The sequence below is a fragment of the Azospirillum sp. TSO22-1 genome (assembly GCF_003116015.1).
GTDB lineage: Bacteria > Pseudomonadota > Alphaproteobacteria > Azospirillales > Azospirillaceae > Azospirillum.
Window position 1 is genome coordinate 55074 of the sequence record NZ_LGQZ01000010.1, and the last position, 17777, is coordinate 72850.

A 17777-nucleotide genomic window follows, 5' to 3' on the forward strand; every position below is an offset into this window, starting at 1 on the left:
AGGATCGAGAACCACCGATGACCGCCGTCACCCGCGACCGGGTGCTGGACGTCCACGAGCGTCCGGCGCCGGCCACCTTCGTCCTGCTCAGCCTGCAGCACCTGTTCGCCATGTTCGGCGCCAACGTGCTGGTCCCCATCCTCACCGGGCTGGACCCGGCGGTCGGCCTCGTGTCGTCGGGGCTGGGCACGCTGATCTACCTGGGCTTCACCAAGTGGCGGCTGCCGGCGTACCTCGGCTCGTCCTTCGCCTTCATCGGGCCGATCCTCACCGCCACCGCCATCGGCGGCACCGGCGGCGCCCTGGTCGGCGCCTGCGCGGCGGGCGCGGTCTACGTGATCGTCGCCTTCCTCATCAAGGGTTTCGGCGTGCGCTGGCTGCTCGCCATCCTGCCGCCGATCGTCATCGGGCCGGTGATCGTGGTGATCGGGCTGGGCCTCGCCTCTGTGGCCGTGGGCATGGCGCAGAACACCGCGGGCGGCGGTGCCTACAGCCTGCCGCACTTCCTGATCGCGCTGTTCACGCTGGGCAGCATCTTCGTCTACTCCATCGTGCTGCGCGGCTTCTTCACCGTGGTGCCGATCCTGCTGGGCATCGTCACCGGCTACCTTGCGGCGCTGGCCGCCGGGCTGGTGGACTTCGCCCCCATCGCCGCCGCGCCGTGGTTCCAGGTGCCGGGCTTCCACCTGCTGTTCTCGAACATGAAGGAAGGCGCCTCGGCCATCGCGATGATCCTGATGATCGCGCCGGTCGCCCTGGTCACCATCGCCGAGCACATCGGCGGCCAGATCGTGCTGAGCCGCGTGGTGGGGCGCAACTTCATCAAGGACCCGGGCCTGCACCGCTCGATCCTCGGCGACGGAGTCGCGACGATGGTGGCGGGCGCCATCGGCGGCCCGCCGGCCACCACCTACGGCGAGAACATCGGCGTGCTGGCGGTGACGCGCATCTTCAGCGTCTGGGTCATCGGCGGGGCGGCGACCATGGCGATCATCCTGGGCTTCGTCGGCAAGCTGTCGGCCTTCCTGGCGACCATCCCGACGGCGGTGATGGGCGGTGTGTCGATCGCGCTGTTCGGCGTCATCGCGTCCTCGGGCATCCGCACGCTGATCGAGGGCAAGGTCGACCTGGGCGACAAGCGCAACCTGCTGATCTCCTCGACCATCCTGGTGATCGGCATTGGCGGCGCGTCGCTGAAGTTCGGCGACGGCGGCTTCGTGGTGTCGTCGATGGCGCTGTCGGCGCTGATGGGGGTGCTGCTGAACGCCCTGCTGCCGGGCCGCGGCACCGGCGAGGAGGCGGAGGAGATCCTGTCCTCCAGCCACGTGTAATAAGGAAGGCCCTTTCGCACATTGCTGCGCAATGTGCTGTCGGGCGGCGCACCGAAGGCGTTTGATGGGAAGCCATCAAACGCCTTCGGCATCAGTGGCGGAGGCCGAACCCCCGGCCGCTGAGCGCGACGTCGGCGTTGAAACCCTCGGCGACGCGATCGTCGCCGCCCGAGGCGAGGCAGAGCGTGACGTTGATGGCGGACAGGATCGCCTGATCGATCTGCTCGGGTCGCGCGTTGTAGCGCTTGATGGCGTGAAGGGCGCGAGAAACGGACTGGGCCACGGCGCGATCTCCAAGAGCGTCTCCCGCGGGCTTATGGCCAAGCCCAAGTCTCCGCAAGGGAAGCGCAACCATGTTTCCTGCGAAGCTTCGAGCCGATTCGCTTAACCGCGCGTAAACGCCGGACCTGTACCGGTGGCATACCTCCTCCTTGGAAGAAGACGGCTATCCGTTTACTTGAAGCGCGACGATTTCGACGCGCCGGTTCTCCGGCGCGCGGGGATTGGCGGAGTCGATGGGCTCGCGCTTGCCCATGCCGATGGCGTCCAGCCGGGCGGCGGCGATTCTGCGGACGCGCACAAGGTAGTCCTTCACCGCCGCCGCGCGGCGGCGCGACAGCTCAAGGTTTCCGGCGTCGGAGCCGACGTCGTCGGTATGGCCGACGATGCGGAAGCGCACCGTCTCCGCCCCCGAGTCCGCCATCACCGCCGCCACGCGATCGAGCACCGCCTGCGATTCGGGCCGGATGCGCGCCGAGCCGAAGTCGAAGTTGATGAGGAACGCCGCCTTGCGCTCCACCACCGTTGTCGGTGCCGGCGTCGGCGCGGCTGGCGCAACGACGACCGGCGGCGGCACCGGCGCCGGGGGCGGCGCCACCGGACCGGCGGGCGTAGCGGGAGCCACCACGAGGGCCGGCGGGCAGCCCGGCGGCGCCGAGCCGAGCAGCGCGCGGGCGATCTGGCACTCGCTGGGGTTGGTGCCGAGCATCACCGGCGCCTCGGCGGCCCAGGCGTTCATGGGCGCCAGCAGCGCCGCCATCCACCATCCCACGCGCATCCGCCCCTCCCCGCCATGGACCGGCGGCATTGTCGGTCAAGCCCCTGCGTGGGTCAAACGGGGCAACTCTGTTGCGCATACCGGCTGTGGCTTGACGCGATCATGCCTGATACCATCCGCGCCCGAATGGAAATGGCACGCAAGGGAGGGATGCCGCAATGAAGTCGATGAAGGCGCTGTTGGCCGGTCTGGCGCTGGCCGCGCTCGTTCTGCCGGGCGCCGCGGTGGCGGCGGATTACAAGGCCGAGTACAAGCTGTCCACCGTGCTGGGCAAGCCGTTCCCCTGGGGCGTCTCCGGCGACCGCTGGGCCGAGCTGGTGAAGGAGAAGACCAGCGGGCGCATCACCATCAAGATGTACCCGGGCACGTCGCTGGTGAACGGCGACCAGACCAAGGAATTCACCGCGCTGCGCCAGGGCGTGATCGACCTCGCCGTCGGCTCGACCATCAACTGGTCGCCGCAGGTGAAGGAGCTGAACCTCTTCGCCTTGCCCTTCCTGATGCCGGACCACAAGGCCATCGACGCGCTGACCCAGGGCCCGGTCGGCAAGCAGCTGTTCGACCTGCTGGCGACCAAGGACGTGGTGCCGCTGGCCTGGGGCGAGAACGGCTTCCGCGAGCTGTCCAACTCCAAGAAGGCGGTGGCCACGCCCGACGACCTTAAAGGCCTGAAGATCCGCGTCGTCGGCTCGCCGCTGTTCCTCGACACCTTCAGCGCGCTGGGCGCCAACCCGACGCAGATGAGCTGGGCCGACGCGCAGCCGGCGCTGTCCACCAGCGCCGTGGATGGCCAGGAAAACCCGCTGGCGATCTTCACCGCCGCCAAGCTGCCGACGCTGAACCAGAAGCACCTGACGCTGTGGGGCTACGTCGCCGACCCGCTGATCTTCGTGGTCAACAAGGAGGTCTGGAACAGCTGGTCCAAGGAGGACCAGGAGGCCGTGCGCGCCGCCGCCCTCCAGGCCGGCCAAGAGGGGATCGCGCTGGCCCGCAAGGGCATCACCGCGGGCGACGACAGCCTGATCAAGGAGATCAAGGCGCAGGGCGTCGACGTGGTGCAGCTGACCCCCGACCAGCAGAAGGCCTTCCAGAAAGCGACCCGCCCGGTCTTCGACAAGTGGGTCCAGACCATCGGCCCGGCGCTGGTCAAGCAGGCGGAAGAGTCGATCGCCGCCCGGAAGTAACGCCCGGTGTTGCCCCTCTCCCAACCTTCCCCCGCTTCGCAGGGGGAGGGCTGGGGTGGGGGCAAGCATCTCCCTGAGCAAGAGCCCCCATGCCGAACGATCCCATCCCACCGCAAAACGAGCCGCGCCCGCGCATTCCCATCCGGATCGAGGAGGCGCTGGCCGCGCTGGCGATCGCCGTCATGGGGCTGATCACCTTCGCCAACGTGCTGACCCGCTATCTCAGCAATGTGTCGCTGGCCTTCACCGAGGAATACGCCATCGCCCTGATGGTGGTGATGACCCTGCTGGGCGCCTCGGTGGCCGTGGTGCGCGACCACCACATCCGCATCACCTTCTTCGTCGACCGGCTGTCGGCCGGGAACCGCCGCCGGGCGGAGCTGTTCGCCGTGCTCGCCACCGCGCTCGTCTTCGCCGGCCTCGCCGCCTACGGCGTGCGGATGGTCTACGACGAGTACCGATTCGAAGTGACGTCACCCGGCCTCGGCGTGCCGCAGTGGATCTACAGCGTGTGGCTGCCGATCCTGTCGGCCGTCATCGCCGCCCGCACGCTGGGCCGCGGGTTGCGCATCCTGAAGGGTGACGAGCCATGATCACCGCGCTGCTGTTCGGCGGCTTCGCCGTTCTCCTGGCGCTCAGCGTGCCGATCGGTGTGGCGCTGGCGCTGGCCGGGGCCGGGGTCATCGCCGTGGCCGGGTTGGGCGTCCTGTCGCTGCCGACCACCGTGTACACCGGCATGGCCAAGTACCCGCTGCTGGCCATCCCGATGTTCGTGCTGACCGGCCTGATCTTCGAGCGGTCGGGCGTGGCGGAGCGGCTGGTGCAGTTCGCCCTGGCCGTCATCGGCAAGCGGCAGGGGGCGCTGCCCGCCGTCGCCATCACGGTGGCCATGTTCATGGGCGGCATCTCCGGCTCCGGCCCGGCCACCTCGGCCGCGGTGGGCGCGGTGATGACCACCGCCATGCTGCGCGAGGGCTATCCGCGCGCCTTCACCGCCAGCGTCATCGGCGCCGCGGCGGCGACCGACATCCTGATCCCGCCGTCCATCGCCTTCATCATCTACAGCGTGATGGTGCCGCAGGCCTCGGTGCCGGCGCTGTTCGCCGCCGGCATGATCCCCGGCATCCTGGCCGGCCTGGCGCTGCTGGTCCCCGCGGTGTGGATGTCGCGCGCCAACGGCTTCGGCGAGCGCGCCAAGCCGGGCGAGCCGCGCCCGTCCATCTGGCAGGCCTTCGTGTCCGCCATCTGGGGCCTGCTGGCGCCGGTGGTGATCCTGGGCGGCATGCGCGCCGGCCTGTTCACGCCGACGGAGGCGGCGGTGGTCGCCGCCGTCTATGGACTGTTCGTCGGCTTCGTCATCTACCGCACGCTGACCCTGCGCGACCTCTACGAGGTGCTGGTCGAATCCGCGGAGATCTCGGCCATCATCCTCATCGTCGTGGCGCTGGCCGGCGTCTTCGCCTGGGCCACCAGCACGCTGGGCGTCATCGACCCCATCGCGTCGGGGATCGTCGGGCTGGGCGTCGGGCAATACGGCGTGCTGGCGCTGCTGATCGCCGCGCTGGTGGTGATCGGCATGTTCCTGGACGGCGTGTCGACCTTCCTGATCCTGCTGCCGATCCTGGTGCCCATCGCCAACCACTTCCAGTGGGACCTGGTGTGGTTCGGCGTGATCCTGACCATGAAGATCGCCATCGGCCAGTTCTCTCCGCCGATGGCCGTCAACCTCATGGTGACCTGCAAGATCGCCGGCACCACCATGGAGGCGACGGTCCGCTGGGTGGGCTGGCTGATCTTCGCGATGTTCCTGGCGCTGGCGGCGGTGGTCGCGGTGCCGGACCTGGCGCTCTGGTTGCCGCGCAGCCTCGGCTATTGAGTGTTGGACAAGCGGGGGTGGCGCGTCGCCAGCACCACCCCCGCCGCGATGAGGGCGATACCGGCCGCGTGGAACCATTGCGGCCGCTCGCCGAGGAACAGCATGGCGAGGATGCTTCCGAACACCGGGATCAGGTGGATCGACAGCCCGGTCCGGTTGGCGCCCAGCAGCAGCACCGCCCGGTTGAAGGCGATGTAGGCGAGGATCGACGGGAACACCGCGACGTAGCCGATGGCCGCCACCGAGGTCAGGGTGAGCTGCAGCGGCCGTCCGCTCAGCCCCTCCCACACCATGAAGGGCAGCAGCATCGCCGCCCCCAGCAGGAACGTCACGACGATGAAGCTGAAGCCGTGCACGCCGGGCCGGCGGCGCAGCAGCGCGGTGTAGGCGGCGTAGGCGACGCAGGCCGCCAGGATCCACAGGTCGCCGGCGTTGAGGTGCAGGTTCGCGAGCGCGGCCGGGTCGCCGCGCGACACCAGCGTCATGGCGCCGGTCAACGACACCGCGATGCCCAGCGCCTGCACCGGTGTGACGGTGTCGCGGAAGAACAGGAAGCTCATGCCGACGATCATCACCGGCATGCTGGACTGGATCATCACCCCGTTGAGCGCGGTGGTGTGGCCCAGCCCGATGTAGGCGAAGGTGTTGAACACCGCGATGCCCGGCACGGTCAGCAGCACGATGATTTTCCAGTGCCGCCGCATGACGGTCAGGTCGCGCCGCAGGTGGGGCAGCGCGAAGGGCAGCAGGATCAGCGCCCCCAGCGTCCAGCGCCAGAAGGCGAGCGCCACCGGCGGCACCGCGTCCGCCACCGCGCGGCCGAGCACGAAGTTGCCCGACCAAAACAGCGGGGCCGGCAGCAGCAGAAACCACGGCCGGTCCCAGAAGCGCGTGCGGCCGGCCGCTGCCGGTTTGCCGCTCATCCCCGCCGCGGGCTGCGGAAGCCGCCCCGCTCGGCGTTGCGGTCGCCCGGGCGGTCCCCGCCGGAGCGCGGGCCCCGGTCGTTGCGGCTGGGCGGCGGCGCCTTCAGGTCGGCCTCCATCTCGGCGATGCGCTTGACCAGCGCCTCGCGGATCGCCGGGGCCGCATGGCTCTTCAGCGTGGCCAGCTGCTCCTTCAGCTCGCGCAGCGCGCGTTCCTTCTGCTCGCGGGTGCGCTTGATGGCGACGTTGTCGGAATGCTGGCCGTCGAAGGCGCGCATGGATCTCTCACTCACGGGTCTGATGGAACGGGGGACCCTGATACCGGGTCCGCCGGTCCCCGCGCAAGCCTCACGCGAAGGGGGTAGCGCGACACGGCGCGAGACGGCATCCTCCCCGCGCTCACCGGTTCCGGCCACCACAGGGAAACACGAGATGTCCGAAGCGTTCGAACACCACGAGAAGGCCCATGAGGCGGCGCACGGCGGCCACTCCTCCAACCGCCGTATCGGGCTGATGATCGCCGCTCTGGCGGCGCTGCTCGCCATTTCCGAAGCCGCCGGCAAGAGCGCGCAGACCGAGGCGCTGAACCGCAACGTCGAGGCGTCGAACCTCTGGGCCTTCTTCCAGGCCAAGACCATCCGCATGACCACCATGCGCACCGCCGCGGAGGAGGTAAAGCTGCAGATCGCCTCCGACCTGTCCGACGAGCGCAAGGCGGCGCTGCAGAAGCAGGTGGACGTCTGGAACCAGACCGCCCAGCGCTATGATACCGAGCCCGAGACCCAGGAGGGCCGCAAGGAGCTGGCGGCGCGCGCCAAGCAGGCCGAGGCGATACGCGATCACTCCCTGTCCGCCTACCATATGTTCGAGTATGGCTCGGCCGCCTTTCAGCTGGCCATCGTGCTGGCCTCGGCGACAGTGATCACCGGCTTCCTGCCGCTGGCTTGGCTGTCGGCCGGCTTGGGTGTGGTGGGGACGGTCATCACGATGATCGGCTGGCTGGCGCCGACCGCCCTGCATCTCGGCGGGCATTGACGCAAAAGGAAAGGCCCCGGAGCGCTTGACGCTCCGGGGCCTTCGAAACTGGTGCCGCAACAGGGATTTGAACCCCGGACCTACTGATTGCGAATCCTCTGGTCCAGCCACTCCAAAGCTCTCCAGAATACGCTACGCCTTCCTTTTCCAAGAAAAATCAGCATCTTACTTACTCCATCCTTTTCCGCAGTTGCCTGCGACTCTCCTCCATGTGCTTACTGGGTGCTTACTGGAGAGCGGCGGCGAGGGGGAGAAGCTCTACGTTCTGCAATACCGAACCCGTGACGGCAAAAGCCGCCGCTACATCATCGGCAAGCATGGCTCGCTGTGGACGCCCGAGCTTGCCCGAACCGAGGCCGACCGGTTATGGACCTCGCCGCGACGCTTGGGGTGAGGTGCGACATGATGGTCGCATGTGTAGCGATCCGAGCACATGACGGAAGACATGATCGCGTCCCGGTGAGTGGTGTCCGAACGTGAGGCTGGCCCGCCGGAGCGCTCCCCCCTGGCTGGCGCAGGCGAGCCAGCCGTTCGGAAGCAGGCGGTCACCGTGTGTCTTCGGTAAGTTGAGGTTGCTTGACGACCATCAACCGAAACGGAGACCATGATGACCGAGGACCGGATCGCTCTTCAGGAACTGATTGGGAAGAGCGCGGACACCGACTTTCTGCGCGAGTTGGTCGGCTTTGTCGCCCAGCGGCTGATGGAACTGGACGTCGAAAACTTGTGCGGCGCCGGTTGCGGCGAGCGCACGGACGAGCGGCAGAGCCCGCTCAGAAGGACGCGCCCGAGTTGTCCGGAGCCGCGAAGGCGCCGTAACCGACCGGGCTTGCCCACAGCCCGAAGCCGTACCCGATGCCGCGCAGACTGCATTCATGGCCCAGTATTCTCGAGAGAATACAAACTTCCGTTAATGGATACGCGATCGCGTGATGATTAATATACATAAGTACTCTTCTCTGCCAGTGTAGCGCAGAAGTATCAATTTATTAGTTATCAATACAATCATGGACCATTTCGAATGATATGGACAAAATTTAAATGTGCAGATTATATAATGGGACAACGAATGTGAGGCGGCATACTTTGCGTTCGTTGCCTCGTGAGTTACAGCAACTATGCCAAGGCTCATTGATGATCACCCACGACCATAGGATAGCGGTGAGACTCACACGCAGAGCACCAAGTCCCTGACTGTTTTGGTCTTTGTGCAGATAATCAAGAAGCTATACACGAAGAATTGGGGGTGAGTTCATGAGTGCATATCAAAGATATTTGAAGGAGATTGCAAGTGCGCGCCATCTAGAAGGACTCCAAGAAATAATGAGATCTACTCTGTCAGAATTATGTATCGAATCATACGCTTATTTGAGTGTTGGCATCGGAGCCAACGGTGTTCGCTCGCCGTTTTTAATTGGTAATTACGATAGTGACTGGACGGAATATTATATTCGCAATAAATTAGATATGATAGATCCCGTGATTGAAACGTCGATAAAAAGCTGCCTTCCCTTCTTTTGGGGAGTGCCGGAAGTCGTTTATGCGTCCCGCCCGGAACAGGAGGTGCTATTTCGACAGGCGGCGTCTTTTGGAATACGCCATGGCTGGACCGTTCCCATCCATGACTGCAACGGACGCATAGGAACTATCAATATTTGCTCATCCAAAGAATTTGTCCAGTTCAAAGAGCATATAGAAAATCTGGAGATGATGCTTCACGTTATGTCCATCCATTTCCATGCATCTGTCCGCAAAGGTGAACTCGCGAATACAAAGCGTTCCAGCATTGATTTGACAATACGCGAAAAGCAGTGCCTGGAGTGGGCGGCAAAAGGAAAGAGCCGGACGGATATTGCTGAGATCATCGGGCTCAGTCCGCGAACGGTAAAGTTCCATATAGAAAATGCTCAAAAGAAATTTGGTGTGTTCAGCACGCGGCAAGCCGCATTGCAGGCCGCTCTCGCCGGATTGATCTCCATATAAAACCTGTGCAGCCCATGCGCTCACCCTCCAAAGGAGCAGGTGTGCTGCACATGCTCATGTGCGAGGCCCTACCATTTGGTTTTTGCGTCAGTGTTATTTTCCTCGCGGCTTACCAGTCCGGCCGCATGCTCTTTGATGGGGCGCGACAAAACAGCGCACTTGAGCTTCACCCCTCCCCCTAACGCACTTCACCTAAAATTTCGCAAGGCCAGCAAATATGTTGCATGGCCACCAGAATCCGCGCCTTCGCCGTCGGAGCCACGAGTTCGGCACCTCCGAACCCAGCTGCGCATCCTGTCCAAGTGGACAGGTGCGGCGAGCCCCCCCCTGTGGCTTCTATTCAAGAAATACTGTTTGGGGAACGCATTGCGTGGAGGGCTCATGATACTGGTATCTGGACCAAGCGACTCTGGCACACATGCTCCGATGCTTGCCGCCATGCATCGACTACGTCATCAAGTATTTCATTTGCGCTTGGGGTGGAAAGTCGCCGCCGTTAATGGCATGGAATTCGACGAGTACGATGCGCAAGATCCCTTTTACCTGCTGTATGTTCGGAATGATGGTGAGGTAGGGGGATGCGTTCGCCTCCTGCCAACCACCGGGCCGTACATGCTCAAGAACACCTTCCCGTCATTGGCTGGACAGAGAGCCATCCCAAGTTCGCCGCGAATCTGGGAAGCCAGCCGGTTTGCCGTGTCCGCTCCGGCGGCGCGTGACGCCGACGGATGGTGCCGTGCCAGCCACAAGCTGTTCGCCGCGATGGTCGAGTTCGGGCTGGCGGGCGGCATTACTGATTTCGTGGTCGTGGTGGACCTGCGGATGGAGCGCATTCTGCGACGCGCGGGCTGGCCGCTGCACAGGATGGCTGACCCACAGCAAGTGGACGTGACCATGGCAGTCGCTGGCCGACTTGAGGTTTCGCGCACCACGCTTGCATCCATTCGCAAAGCCGGCCGGCTGGATGGGCCGGTAATCCACGACATAACGCTGCGCCACGCGGCGTAGTCCAAGGCTTTTTTCACGAACGCCCGAAACCCGGCACCCGCCAGATTGGTAACTCCAAAAGGAAACGACATGGCAAACCTGATCATGTACGGCTGTGGCCACATGGGTTTTCCCATCGCCAAGGCCATCCTGGATGGGCACGGCAACGGAGCCTCCCCGCTGATCATCGTCGAGGCCGACCGCGAAAAGGCGGACATGTTGCGGCGCACGCTCACCTGCGACGTTGTCGCGTCATGCCAACCGGCGCCCGACGACGTTCTGATCCTGGCTGTGAAGCCAATCGACACGCGCCCGCTGGCCAATGCGATCAATCACGGGATGGGGCTGGGCAATCTGATCATTTCGGTGATGGCCGGGGTCACGACCGTCGAACTCTCAGAGTGTTTCCGCACCAAGCAGGTCATCCGCACCATCCCGAACACGCCGTGCCTTATTGGCCAGGGAATCACAGTGTTCTGCCGCACGCCCGAGGTCACCGGCGCCCACCACGCGTACACGCTCAGGCTGCTCGGCTGCCTTGGCCAAGTGGTGGAGGTACCCGAAGAGGCGATGATCGACAAGGCCACCGGCATCTCGGGAAGCGGCCCTGCCTACGTCTTCTATCTCGCCGAGGCGCTTCGCGACTGCGCGGTGGGAATGGGCTTCTCGCGCTCCGACGCTTGGTCCCTGGCCACGGAAACCGTCGCCGGAGCAGGCGCTCTCCTGCGCGCCCGGCAAGAGGACCCGACGACGCTTCGGCTTGAGGTCATGACACCCAAGGGGACCACGGCGGCGGCTATCGACCACCTCGAGCAGCATCATGTGGGGCGGATTATGCAGGAAGCTTTCCAGGCGAGCTGGCAGCGCGCGGCATCGCTGGGCGCCAATCCTACGGGTTGAGCGACGCACGCCCGCCCCCCCTTTCAATCCATGAGGAATTGCCATGCTTCAAAGTGTCGAGGCACAGACCCTGTCTGGGCAGGCTTTACCGCAGCCCGGCATCGAGGATTTCTGCAGCCACTATTTCGGCCTCGGGATCGAGGTGAAGTTGCAGCGGGACGGCAAGGTGTTCCAGCCCAGCAAGGCCGGCTTGGCCTTCGGCGAGTACCTGCTGTCGAACGTCACCATTGAGGAAAAGATGGGCGATATCCTGGAGATCGGCACGGGCTCCGGAGCTTTGGCGATCCTTCTGGCGATCGCCGGCGCCCGCAACGTCGTTGCCACCGATATCAACCAGCACATCATCGACGTCGCCCGTGCCAACTACGGCATCGCCCAACGCGATTTCCGGACGCTCCAGGGTGATCGCAGTCCCAACGTCCGCTTTCTGGTGAGCAACCTGTTCGACAGTCGGGAGTTCGAGGATCGGAGGTTCGACCTCATCTTCTTCAACCCGCCGGGGTGGCGTACGCCGGACAACCCGGAGCTATTCCGCACCATCTGCGAGGACAGCTACTACTCCATGTTCGAGGGCGACCAGACCGTCATTCGCTTCCTCCAGAAGGTCGGTCATTATCTGAAGCCCAATGGGCGAGTGCTCATCGGCCTTAATTCCATCGTTGGCATTCAGAGCGTCATCGCCGCCTACAAAGAGTGGGAGGCAAAGCACGCCTTTTGGGAGTTTGACTTCACCATTCGGCAGAAGAATGCCCTCGAACTGATGCTTTACAACGACCATTGGAAACAGAATAGCGACCTGATCCGTAATCAATTGCTGCTGTGGAAGCAGCGTGGACTCTCCCATTTTTCCCACCACAACGATCACTCAGAGTGGTTCTACGAGATCACAGAAATACAGAACATCACGTAATTTGCGGACGGGCAGGAGGGTGTGGTGGGGTTGCACTATGCGTCGCTGATTGGCGGATCTTCGGAAGTCCTGGCGTATTTTATCTGGGGCATCGCATTCCTTTGCTGGCTTGATCTGCGAGCGTCTTCTTCCGCAATACGCGCGTTGCGTGCCGCTCCGGTCCAGGATTGAGAGGCCGCGATGCACAAGCACTCCGTCCTTGATCTGCTGCGCCACGGACTGGCGCACAATCGGACTTGGCCGCGCATGTGGCGCACCCCGGAGCCAAAGCCGGAGTACGATGCAGTAATCGTCGGCGGTGGCGGGCACGGCTTGGCGACCGCCTACTATTTGGCCAAGGAACACGGCATCCGTAATGTAGCCGTGCTGGAAAAGGGTTGGTTGGGCGGCGGCAACACGGCTCGCAACACGACCATCATCCGATCCAATTATCTGCAGGATTCGTCGGCGGCGCTGTACGACTTCTCGATACGCCTGTGGGAGGGGCTGTCAGCCGAGCTAGGATTCAACGTCATGTTCTCGCAACGCGGCGTTATCCACCTCGCGCACAGCATCCACGACCTGCAGGAGATCCAACGGCGGGGTAACGCCATCCATCTCAACGGCGTCGATTCCGAATTCCTGGATCCCGCTCGAATCCGTCGGATGCTGCCCTTGATGAACCTGGACTGCCGGTTTCCGGTGCTCGGGGCGTTGCACCAGAGGCGCGGCGGAGTGGCGCGACACGACGCTGTGGCCTGGGGGTTTGCCCGGGCCGCAGACGCTCACGGCGTGGACATCATCCAGCGGTGCGAGGTTCTGGGCTTCCGCATCCGGGGCGGAACCGTGACCGGCGTGGAAACGACGCGCGGCTTCATCGGTGCGCGTGTCGTCGGCTGTGCGGCGGCGGCGGCAAGTGGTGTGCTGGCGAACATGGCGGGCTTCCGCCTGCCGCTCGAGACGTCACCCCTGCAGGCATTCGTTTCCGAACCAGTCCGCCCGTTCCTGCACCACGTCGTGATGTCGAACGCCATCCACCTCTACGTCTCGCAGTCGAGCAAGGGCGAACTGGTGATGGGGGCCGGCTCCGATCCGTACGTGTCCTACGCGCAGCGCGGCAGCTTCGATCAGGTGGAGCTGGCCGTCCGCGCCCTGCTCGAACTCTTTCCCTCCCTGTCACGGCTGCGGTTCATGCGGCAGTGGGCGGGAAACTGCGACATCACCGCCGACCGCTCGCCGATCATCTCCAGCACGCCGGTGCGCAATCTCTTCGTCAATTGCGGCTGGGGCACCGGAGGATTCAAGGCGACCCCCGCGTCGGGCTTCGTCTTCGCTCATTGTCTTGCGCACGGCACCCCCCACCCCCTGGCCGAGCCGTTCGGCATGGACCGGTTCCACAGCGGCGCCCTCATCGACGAGGGCGCGGCGGCCACCGTGGCGCACTAGACAGCCCTGCAGAAAGGAACCGCCATGCTGCTGATTCGCTGCCCCTGGTGCTCGGAGCGCGAGCAGACCGAATTCTCCTACCATGGGGAGGCCCACATCGCACGCCCCGCCACCCCAATGGACCAAACGGACGAGCAGTGGGGCGATTACCTGTTCTTCCGCAGCAACACCCGTGGCCCGCACCGCGAGCGCTGGCTGCACGCCGCCGGGTGCCGGCGCTGGTTCAACCTGCTCCGCGATACCGCAACCGGCCAAATCCTGGCCGTTTACCGCCCGGACGAACCGGCGCCTGCCGCAACGGCCGGATGAGCGCGATGCCCTCTGTCATAGGCCTGACCCCCATGGACGGTGTGACCCCCATCCTCGATGCGCGCCCCGCCCGCCGGGCCGCGCAGATGAACCGCTTGGCGGGCGGCGGCGGAATCGACCGCTCCCGTCCGCTCGACTTCCGCTTCGACGGTCGCGACTACCAGGGATACGCGGGCGACACCCTGGCTTCTGCTCTCCTGGCGAACGGGGTCAGGATCGTCGGCCGCAGCTACAAGTACGGCCGCCCCAGAGGCATCGTCTCCGCCGGCCCGGAGGAGCCGGGTGCCCTGGTGACGCTCGGATCCGGCGCGGCACTGGAATCGAACATCCGGCCGACCATGATCGCGCTGCGGCCGGGGTTGGAGGCCTTCGCACAGCCGTCGCCCGCCGGGACCGGCCCTGACCCGCTCGGTTGGCTCGCCGACCGGTTTTCCCGGTTCCTACCGCCGGGGTTCTACTACAAGACGTTCTCGTGGCCCCGCCGGCTGTGGCCGTTCTACGAGCGGATGCTGCGGTCGGCGGCAAGCGCGGCGCCCGTGCCGGAGCGGCCCGACGCGAACCGGTACGAGCACCGGTACATGCATTGCGACGTGCTCGTGGTGGGCGGCGGCCCCGCCGGTTTGGCCGCGGCCCTGGCCGCCGGCCGGGCGGGGGCGTCGGTCGTCCTCGCCGACGAGAACGCCGAGCTGGGCGGAGCCCTTATCGACGAACCTGACACGTCCGCCGGCTGCGCCGCGCGCACCTGGGTCGCCACGATGGTCGGCGAACTGGACAGCCTGCCGGAGGTGGAGACGCTGAGGCGGACGGGCGTCGTCGCCTTCCACGATCACAATTACCTGATCGCGGTCGAGGATCGCGGGGACGCCGCGGCGCCTCCGCCCGCCCAGCGCCTGCTGAAGATCCGGGCGCGGGAGGTGGTGCTGGCGACCGGCGCCGTCGAACGCCCCCTGGTCTTTCCCGACAATGACCGGCCGGGCGTCATGCTTGCGGGGGCGGTGCGGACCTATCTCAACCGATACGCCGTGATGCCGGGCCGGGCGATGGTCGTCTTCACGAACAACGACACGGCCTACCGCACCGCGCTCGAGGCCGCCGGGGCCGGCGCCCGCGTCACCGTCGTCGACATCCGCCTGCAACCGCAGGGAGCCCTAGTCCGGCAAGCGCGGGCGGCCGGCATCGGCATTCATCCCGGACATGTGGTGACCGCCGTGCGTGGCCGGCGGGCGGTCCGCGGCGTCGAGATACGCCCGCTGACCGATGACGGGCGCGGCGTGGGCACGGCGGCAGAGGAGCTGCCCTGCTCCATCGTCGCCGTGTCCGGAGGCTGGATCCCGTCGGTCCAGCTCTTCAGCCAGTCGGGTGGACGGCTGCGCTTCGATTCAGACGTCGGTGCGCATGTGCCGGGCGAGCCGTCGACCCTGAATCGCAGCCGGGCGGCCGGAGCCTGCAACGGCAGCTTCTCCCTGGCCGCCTGCGTCGCCGAAGGATTCGCCGCCGGCCAGGCGGCAGCCGGCGGGGGGAGCGGAGCCGGGGTCCCGCACCCGCCGCCCGGCGCGGATGACGAGGAGGCCGCTCTCTTCCTGCCCCACGTGCCTGGGCAGTTGCCGGGCAAATCCTTCGTGGACCTGCAAAGCGATGTGACGGTCGCCGACATCGCGCTGGCCGAGCGGGAGGGGTACGGCGCGGTCGAGCACCTCAAGCGCTACACGGCGTTGGGGATGGGGGCCGACCAGGGCCGGATCTCGGCGCTGAACGGCCTCGCCGTGCTGGCCGACCAGCGCGGAGTGGGCATCGAGGCGCTCGGCCACACGACCTTCCGCCCGAACCTGAAGCCGGTCCGCTTCGGTGCCATCGCCGGTCCGCATCTCGGCCCCTCGTTCGCACCGCAGCGGCGCACCCCGATGCATCCCTGGCACGAGGCCAACGGCGCCGTGTTCGAGGATACGGGCACGTGGATCCGCCCGTTCTGTTTCCCCCGCCCGGGAGAAACGATCGAGCAGGCGGTGCGGCGCGAAGCCCACGCCGCGCGGATCGGCGTCGGCCTGCTGGACGCCTCGACGCTGGGCAAGATCGAGGTTCAGGGACCCGGCGCCGAGGAATTCCTGGACCGCATGTACGTGACGACCCGGCGCGGGCTGGCGGTCGGCCGCTGCCGCTACGGGATGATGCTCAACGAAAACGGCGTCGTCTTCGACGACGGCGTCACCACGCGGCTCGCGCCGGATCGCTTTCTCCTGTCGACCAATTCCAGCGGCGCGGCGCGCGTGCTGCGCTGGCTGGAAGAGTGGCTGCAAACCGAGTGGACCGATCTGGATGTCTTTTGCACCTGCGTCACCGAGCAGTGGGCGAACGCCACGCTGGTCGGGCCGCTGGCCCGTGACCTGCTGCGCCGGGTGACGGACATCGACCTCGATCCGGCGCGCTTTCCCTTCATGTCCATGCGCCAGGGGACCGTGGCGGGCTTGCCGGCGCGGGTCTTCCGGATCGCCTACTCGGGTGATCTGTCCTTCGAGATCAACGTGCCCGCCCGCCACGGGCTGGCGCTGTGGGAAAGCCTCATCCGCGCCGGGGAGGCGTTCGGCCTCACCCCCTACGGGACGGAGACCATGCATCTGCTGCGCGCCGAGAAGGGATTCATCGTGGTCGGGCAGGACACCGACGGAACCGTCACACCGGTCGATCTCGGCCAGAGTGTGCCGGCTGGCACGACCCGCGACTTCGTCGGGAAAAGGTCGCTGTTCCGGGCCGACATGCTCCGCGGCGACCGCAAGCAACTGGTCGGGCTGCTGGCCGCGGATCCCTCGCTGGTCCTGCCCGTGGGCACCCATCTGACGGACACCCCACAGCCCGTCCCGCCCGTACCGACCCTGGGCTTCGTGACGACCAGCCATTTCAGTCCGGCGGTGGGGCGTTCCATCGCCTTGGCGCTGGTGGCCGGGGGACGGGGCCGGCTGGGAACGACGGTCACGGCGTACCGCCGCGACGGCGGCCCGCATCCGGTCACGATCGTGCCGCCATGCTTCTACGATCCGGATGGGGAGCGCCGCCATGCTTGACGCACCGTACACCCAAGCGGCAGCGTTCTTCACGGAGGATCGGGTCGCCGGCGCTTGGGAAACCGTGCCGACGGGCAAGATCCTGTTGCGCGGCGACCCGGCGGACAGGCTGTTCCACCGGGTGGTGACGCAGACCTTGGGCGCCGAACCCCCGACGGAACCGAACCGGGTGCGGGCCGGGCGCTCCGGTCCGATCGTCTGGTTCGGTCCGGACGAGTGGCTGGCCGAAGTGCCGGACGGTGACTGCCGCCGCCGCGTGGAGGAACTGCAGCGCGGGCTGGCCGGAACACACGCGGCGGCGGTCGATGTTTCGGATTATCATGCCGTCTTCCGCCTGTCTGGAGCGCGGGCGCGCGATGTGCTCGCCAAGACCTGCCCACTCGACCTTCGGCCCGGATCCTTCGGACCCGGCCACTGCGCGCGCAGCCGCCTCGGCCAAGCATCGATCTGCGTGATTCTGGCCGACCCGTCGCCGGTTTTCCGGATCTTCGTTCCGCGATCGATAGCCGACTATGCCGGCCAATTGCTCTTCAAGGGAATGGAAGAGTTCGTGGCGGCGCCGGCCGGCCGCGGATGACGCAAGCAACACCCCTGCTTTCAAAAATGGGAAGGAACGCACCGTGGCCAAGCAGAACTACGTCTTCACCAGCGAATCCGTGTCCGAAGGCCATCCGGACAAGGTCGCCGACCGGATCTCCGACGCCATCGTCGACCTCTACCTGTCGCACGACCCGTACGCGCGCGTCGCGGTGGAGACGCTGACCACCACCAACCAGGTGGTGCTGGCCGGCGAGGTGCGCG

General features: G+C 65.9%; 18 protein-coding genes. 14 read left to right on the plus strand and 4 right to left on the minus strand.

Features of this window, described 5'->3' with window-relative positions; translation table 11 throughout:
• Positions 1-17: 17 nt before the first annotated feature.
• Positions 18-1331 (plus strand): solute carrier family 23 protein, encoded by a 1314-nt coding sequence (locus tag TSO221_RS02830; protein WP_109116961.1) that lies wholly within the window; start codon positions 18-20, stop codon positions 1329-1331.
• A 91-nt stretch (positions 1332-1422) separates the two neighbouring features.
• Here the strand turns inward: TSO221_RS02830 and TSO221_RS02835 are convergent, their stop codons facing one another.
• Positions 1423-1614 (minus strand): hypothetical protein, encoded by a 192-nt coding sequence (locus TSO221_RS02835; protein WP_109116962.1) that lies wholly within the window; start codon positions 1612-1614, stop codon positions 1423-1425.
• Positions 1615-1776: 162 nt separating this feature from the next.
• The gene (locus tag TSO221_RS02840; RefSeq protein ID WP_146208686.1) at positions 1777-2388 is read right to left on the minus strand and encodes an OmpA family protein; all 612 of its coding nucleotides are present in this window, start codon (positions 2386-2388) and stop codon (positions 1777-1779) included.
• A 158-nt stretch (positions 2389-2546) separates the two neighbouring features.
• Here TSO221_RS02840 and TSO221_RS02845 point away from each other — a divergent pair, with 158 nt between their 5' ends.
• The 3 genes from TSO221_RS02845 to TSO221_RS02855 all read left to right on the plus strand — a co-directional run bounded on the left by TSO221_RS02845 (position 2547) and on the right by TSO221_RS02855 (position 5448).
• On the plus strand, positions 2547-3572 hold the full coding sequence (locus TSO221_RS02845; RefSeq protein ID WP_109116964.1) for a DctP family TRAP transporter solute-binding subunit: 1026 nt from the start codon (positions 2547-2549) through the stop codon (positions 3570-3572).
• Positions 3573-3661: 89 nt separating this feature from the next.
• On the plus strand, positions 3662-4165 hold the full coding sequence (locus TSO221_RS02850) for a TRAP transporter small permease (RefSeq protein WP_109116965.1): 504 nt from the start codon (positions 3662-3664) through the stop codon (positions 4163-4165).
• Positions 4162-5448 (plus strand): TRAP transporter large permease, encoded by a 1287-nt coding sequence (locus TSO221_RS02855; protein WP_109116966.1) that lies wholly within the window; start codon positions 4162-4164, stop codon positions 5446-5448. The genes TSO221_RS02850 and TSO221_RS02855 overlap by 4 nt, the downstream gene beginning before the upstream one ends.
• Here the strand turns inward: TSO221_RS02855 and TSO221_RS02860 are convergent.
• Together TSO221_RS02860 and TSO221_RS02865 are read right to left on the minus strand one after the other, a co-directional pair.
• The gene (locus TSO221_RS02860) at positions 5442-6371 is read right to left on the minus strand and encodes a DMT family transporter (protein WP_109116967.1); all 930 of its coding nucleotides are present in this window, start codon (positions 6369-6371) and stop codon (positions 5442-5444) included. The two genes, TSO221_RS02855 and TSO221_RS02860, sit on opposite strands and share 7 nt — an antisense overlap.
• A complete protein-coding gene (locus tag TSO221_RS02865) occupies positions 6368-6649 on the minus strand; it encodes a hypothetical protein (protein WP_109116968.1) in 282 nt (93 codons plus the stop codon). Before TSO221_RS02865 ends, TSO221_RS02860 begins: the two co-directional genes overlap by 4 nt.
• A gap of 154 nt (positions 6650-6803) precedes the next feature.
• On the opposite strand from TSO221_RS02865, the gene TSO221_RS02870 reads away from it, so the two are divergent.
• The 10 genes from TSO221_RS02870 to TSO221_RS02920 form a co-directional block, all read left to right on the plus strand.
• Entirely contained in the window at positions 6804-7406 is a 603-nt protein-coding gene (locus tag TSO221_RS02870) for a DUF4337 domain-containing protein (protein ID WP_109116969.1), read from the plus strand.
• A gap of 1254 nt (positions 7407-8660) precedes the next feature.
• Positions 8661-9389 carry a LuxR family transcriptional regulator gene (locus tag TSO221_RS02880; RefSeq protein ID WP_109116970.1) on the plus strand — a complete coding sequence of 243 codons (729 nt, stop codon included), beginning with the start codon at positions 8661-8663 and terminating at the stop codon, positions 9387-9389.
• A 426-nt stretch (positions 9390-9815) separates the two neighbouring features.
• Positions 9816-10397 carry an acyl-homoserine-lactone synthase gene (locus TSO221_RS02885; RefSeq protein ID WP_247877894.1) on the plus strand — a complete coding sequence of 194 codons (582 nt, stop codon included), beginning with the start codon at positions 9816-9818 and terminating at the stop codon, positions 10395-10397.
• 69 nt (positions 10398-10466) lie between these two features.
• A complete protein-coding gene (gene proC, locus TSO221_RS02890; RefSeq protein ID WP_109116972.1) occupies positions 10467-11276 on the plus strand; it encodes a pyrroline-5-carboxylate reductase in 810 nt (269 codons plus the stop codon).
• A 43-nt stretch (positions 11277-11319) separates the two neighbouring features.
• On the plus strand, positions 11320-12186 hold the full coding sequence (locus TSO221_RS02895) for a methyltransferase domain-containing protein (RefSeq protein ID WP_109116973.1): 867 nt from the start codon (positions 11320-11322) through the stop codon (positions 12184-12186).
• Positions 12187-12366: 180 nt separating this feature from the next.
• Complete coding sequence (locus TSO221_RS02900) at positions 12367-13611, plus strand: sarcosine oxidase subunit beta family protein (protein WP_109116974.1); 1245 nt, start codon at positions 12367-12369, stop codon at positions 13609-13611.
• Positions 13612-13635: 24 nt separating this feature from the next.
• Complete coding sequence (locus TSO221_RS02905; RefSeq protein ID WP_109116975.1) at positions 13636-13920, plus strand: sarcosine oxidase subunit delta; 285 nt, start codon at positions 13636-13638, stop codon at positions 13918-13920.
• Positions 13921-13952: 32 nt separating this feature from the next.
• Entirely contained in the window at positions 13953-16976 is a 3024-nt protein-coding gene (locus TSO221_RS02910; RefSeq protein ID WP_109116976.1) for a sarcosine oxidase subunit alpha family protein, read from the plus strand.
• On the plus strand, positions 16969-17553 hold the full coding sequence (locus TSO221_RS02915) for a sarcosine oxidase subunit gamma family protein (RefSeq protein ID WP_158283978.1): 585 nt from the start codon (positions 16969-16971) through the stop codon (positions 17551-17553). Before TSO221_RS02910 ends, TSO221_RS02915 begins: the two co-directional genes overlap by 8 nt.
• A 43-nt stretch (positions 17554-17596) precedes the next feature.
• A partial coding sequence (locus tag TSO221_RS02920) for an S-adenosylmethionine synthetase N-terminal domain-containing protein (protein WP_247877895.1) occupies positions 17597-17777 on the plus strand: 181 nt, incomplete at its 3' end.